6 protein-coding genes are annotated in these 3959 nt (G+C 65.9%); 3 read left to right on the forward strand and 3 right to left on the reverse strand.

The window, feature by feature from the left end:
• Positions 1 to 14 precede the first annotated feature (14 nt).
• A complete protein-coding gene (locus ACE3PU_RS00550) occupies positions 15 to 620 on the forward strand; it encodes a peptidoglycan-binding protein (RefSeq protein ID WP_374385544.1) in 606 nt (201 codons plus the stop codon).
• Entirely contained in the window at positions 617 to 976 is a 360-nt protein-coding gene (locus ACE3PU_RS00555; protein ID WP_374385546.1) for a hypothetical protein, read from the forward strand. Before ACE3PU_RS00550 ends, ACE3PU_RS00555 begins: the two co-directional genes overlap by 4 nt.
• 302 nt (positions 977 to 1278) lie before the next feature.
• Here the strand turns inward: ACE3PU_RS00555 and ACE3PU_RS00560 are convergent, their stop codons facing one another.
• Positions 1279 to 1701, reverse strand: a complete 423-nt coding sequence (locus tag ACE3PU_RS00560) for a GreA/GreB family elongation factor (protein ID WP_374385548.1) — start codon at positions 1699 to 1701, stop codon at positions 1279 to 1281.
• Between the two features lie 348 nt (positions 1702 to 2049).
• On the opposite strand from ACE3PU_RS00560, the gene ACE3PU_RS00565 reads away from it, so the two are divergent.
• Positions 2050 to 3252 carry a pilus assembly protein TadG-related protein gene (locus ACE3PU_RS00565; protein WP_374385550.1) on the forward strand — a complete coding sequence of 401 codons (1203 nt, stop codon included), beginning with the start codon at positions 2050 to 2052 and terminating at the stop codon, positions 3250 to 3252.
• Between the two features lie 55 nt (positions 3253 to 3307).
• Here ACE3PU_RS00565 and ACE3PU_RS00570 read toward each other — a convergent pair whose 3' ends face one another.
• Both ACE3PU_RS00570 and ACE3PU_RS00575 read right to left on the reverse strand, forming a co-directional pair.
• Positions 3308 to 3541 (reverse strand): hypothetical protein, encoded by a 234-nt coding sequence (locus ACE3PU_RS00570; protein ID WP_374385552.1) that lies wholly within the window; start codon positions 3539 to 3541, stop codon positions 3308 to 3310.
• Positions 3542 to 3571: 30 nt separating this feature from the next.
• Positions 3572 to 3959 (reverse strand): hypothetical protein (locus tag ACE3PU_RS00575; RefSeq protein WP_374385554.1); only part of this gene is annotated, 388 nt, incomplete at its 5' end.

Consider the following 3959-nt stretch of genomic DNA (forward strand, 5'->3'; position numbering starts at 1 on the left):
CATGGAGACTGACCATGGCTGTTCTCAGCGATGACGACTTCGTTCGCCTATTCCAACGCACCTTCGGGCTGAAGGAAGACGGCTGGGCTGGGACCGACACCGAGACCAAGCTCCGGGAGTTGGCGGCGCTGGCGGGCGTCAGCATGCCGGCGGTCCCCTCCAGCGAAATCCCCGCCGACTATTGGCCGATGCTTTCGAAGATCGAGAGCGCCAACCAGCCCTACGTCCAGGCGAAGTCGTCCAGTGCTTCCGGCCTCTATCAGTTCATCCGCTCGACCTGGATCGGCGAAGGCGGCGCCTGGGGACCGACCCTGCGGCCGGCGTTCGGCGGCCTTAAGCCCTCTGTCGAGGAACAGTTGGCTCGCGCCAAGACGTTCACCGCCAAGAACGCAGCGGTGCTGAAGGCGAAGGGCATCCCGATCAACAAGGCCTCGCTCTACGCGGCCCACTTCTTCGGCGCTGGCATGGCCGCCAAGGTGATCGGCGCTGACGTGAACGCCCGAGCGGACCTGATCGCTGGCGAGGCTGCAACGGACGCCAACCCGTCGATCCTGAGGGGCAAGACTGCGGGCCAGTTCCTGACTTGGCTGCACGGCAAGACGGGGGAATGGGCGCGATGATCGCTGCCCTCGCCTTCGTCCGTCGCATCCCCGGCATGCTGAGCCCCAAGGGCTGGCTCGCCGTCGCCGTCCTCGCCGCCTTCCTGCTGTTCGGAGCCTACTGCGCCCACAGGGCCGCTGAGGGCGAGCGGGACCATCAGGCGGCCGAGCAAGCCAAGATCGAAGTGAAGGCCGCCAGCGCGCGGGAAACGGCAGCGGACGAGCGCCTGAACGACACCCTCACCATCCAAGACCGACAGAAGGAACGAGACGATGCTGCGGAAGCCCTCCCTGATAGCGTGCCTGATGCTCGCGAGCTGCAGCGTCGGTGTCGCCAGCTGCGGGACAACGGGATCGAGCCTGCCGCCTGCGGCTGACCTCGCTGTCCAGCCGAAGCCGGTTCCGACCGAGGAAATCCTGACCTCCCGGATCGCTGGCGAACAGTACGACAATGCGGTTGAGGCCTGGGGCGAAGCAGGCTGGGCGCAGATCGGGCGCCTGTGCAGGTTCTTCGACGAGATGGGGATGAAGGGGCTCGACTGTCCGCCGCCCGCCGCACCGCCAAGGCCGGGCTAGGTCCATGGGATTTCCCACCCACCTCGGTCTGGCCGAGGGTCATTGAGCGTCGAGCCCCGGCTCCGCATCGAGGCCGCCGTCCTTCGGGGCGGCGGCCTTTTCGTCATTGCGCCATGCCCTCCGGATCTTCCACCATCACGACGGTGAGACTGCGCTCACCGCCAGACGGATCGGTCCAGGTGATGGCATGCCCTTCCTCAAGGCCGATGAGGCCGGCGCCGACGTGCGACAGGACAGAGACCTTGCCCTCGTCGATATCCGCCTCGTGAGGGAGCACGATCTGGATGCGACGCAGTTCGAACATGCGGTTGTCCACGTAGTGCAGCCAGCGGTGGAGCGGCGCGGCGCCCTTCGGCCGGTCGCGGATATCGCAGATCACGGCCCGCTCCAGTTCCTCCTGCAGCAGGCCCGCCACCCCCTCGGCGGGCATGTCGCCAACAAGGCGAGTCAGGGTCTGATGGTCCTCAGCGCTGAGGAAGATTTCGGGGCGTGCGGGCGCTGTCGCGCGCTGGGCGATCTTGGACATGGTGATCTCACAGGGTGGCGAGCGCCGGCGTAACCGGCGGCGTCGCAGGAATGAAATGTTGGGGTCGAGGGCGCCCGGAACGGGGCGAAAGCGCGCAGCCGTTCCGGGTCAGCCGCCTGCGACGAGGCGTCCTGCGTGGGAGAGGCGTCGAGCCTGGCTGACACGATGAGCGATCACACGCCAAGGCTGGCCGTGCGCGGACCGAATGTCAAACCGATCCGACAGTGCGTGAAACAATGTCTTAGGACCGATCGGCGATGCTCCTGGTAGCTGGGAGTGTGCGTCTTGTTTTCGTTTAGGTTCCATCGCGCCCTCCCGGGGCTGGCACGCCGGTTCGCCGCTTCAGAGGTGGGCAGCATCGCGCTGAAGACCGCGCTGATACTGCCCTGCCTTGTCACGTTGTGCGCCGGGGCGTTGGATTTGACGCACGTTCAGGCGACGAAAGCTCGGCTACAGGATATCGCCGACAGCACCGCGCTGGCCTCTGCGAGCAAGCTTGGCTTGGCAACTGATGGCTCGAACGCGACGGAGCAGGCCCGGGCCTACGTGCAAATTCATTTGGCTGAGTGGGCGCAACGGCCAGCCGTCGAGGAGAGTTACGAGATCGTCGATGTCGGGGGGCAGCGCGCCATCCGGGTCACGCTCGACGCCAACCGCCCTTCCTTCTTCGCGAACCTCCTGCCGCCCGGCGGCTGGAACTTTCGCGTGGAATCGACCGCCACTACTATGGGGATGGTGCCGCTGTGCGTGCTCGTGACGGGTTCGTCGGGCTCGAAGCTCCTGAACGTCAAGGACAGCAGCCGGATCAAAGCGCCGGCCTGCATGGTCCACTCGAACAGGGACATCGATGTCGAGGGCGGCAGCATTACCGCGGCGGCAGTCCAGGTGGTGACGTCGGCACGCGGCTCCATCAGTCCAGCAGCAGGCACCGGCGCCGCCGCGATCGCCGACCCGTTTGAGAAGCTCGATCTGGATTTTTCGAAGAAGCAGAACTGCACCAAGGCGGAGCGGGAGAAGCCCCTCAAGGTGTCGTCCGGCACCCACTATGTTTCAGCCGGAAAGCACTGCGGCGGCATTGACGCGAGCGGAACGGCGCGAATCCGTCTGGATCCCGGCGATCACTTCTTCCTGGGCGGCCACCTGGTGGTGAAGGAGGACGCGCGGCTGGAAGGCGCCGACGTGGTCCTGTTCTTCGACAAGGCGTCGAAGTTCGAGTTCAAGGATCGCGCCATGGTCAGCCTTGATGGCCGCAAGACCGGGCCATACGCCGGGATGGTGATGGGCGGAACCCGCGACAATACCCAGGACTTCATCATCTCCGCCGACCACGTCGAGAGCCTGTTGGGCGTGATCTACGTGCCCTCGGCGAAGATGATTGTCGAAGGCAAGGTCGATGTGGCGCGTGACAGCGCCTGGACCGTGATCGTCGCGGAAGGCATCCAGCTGAAGGGTTCGCCGTCACTGTTCATCAACGCCAACTACGAAGTCTCGGATGTACCGGTTCCCGCCGGCGTCGGTCCCCGGAACGGCGGCTCACGCCTCATCCAATAGTGTCCGGTTTCCACCCCCCCTGCAGAACTTCGGAACATCGGTTCGCGGTCCAGCGCTAGATCGACCCGCGCTCCATCAGCGCCGCAATCACCGGGTCTCGAAGCGAGGCGGTGACTTCGCGGGCGAAGGCTTCTTCGGCTTCCAACTCGTCGGCGATGTAGCGCGGCTGCGGCGGCCGGTAGGTCGACAGCTTGAAGGTGATTTTGCCCCGCTGGCGCTCGGCTAGGTCTTCGATCCGCTCCAGCCGTACGCCGGCCTTTGATGCAACGAGGGTCTTCTTCTGCGCCATGTCGCCCGCCTCCTTCTGAGGGCGGCGGACTCAGCGTCGATCAGCGGATTTCGTTCCGCCCGTCGGACGGCTCGGGCGGTAGTGATCCGAGCTGTAGGGCGAGGCGAACAGCAGGATCGTGTCCTGGTCGAAACCGGCGCCGCGCAGCTTGGTCCCGTCGGCCTGGATCAGATAGGCGATATCGTCGAGGCGCAGGCCGCCTTCGGCCAGCCACGCCGACAGCCGCCTGAGCCGGTGCGCGTCGACAGGGTCGTTCGGGCCGCGGTTGAAGCCATCGGCGCCGGGATCTCCCTTGGAGAAGAAGGTTTGGCGCCGGCTGGGGCAATCGTCGCACTTCATCGCCGCCGCCCAGGTCCAGACGTCCCGGGTCAACCACGCGGGGAAGAGGCGGCATAGGTCCCGGCCGCTGAACCAGACC

Source organism: Brevundimonas sp., assembly GCF_041911375.1.
Taxonomy (GTDB): Bacteria; Pseudomonadota; Alphaproteobacteria; order Caulobacterales; family Caulobacteraceae; genus Brevundimonas.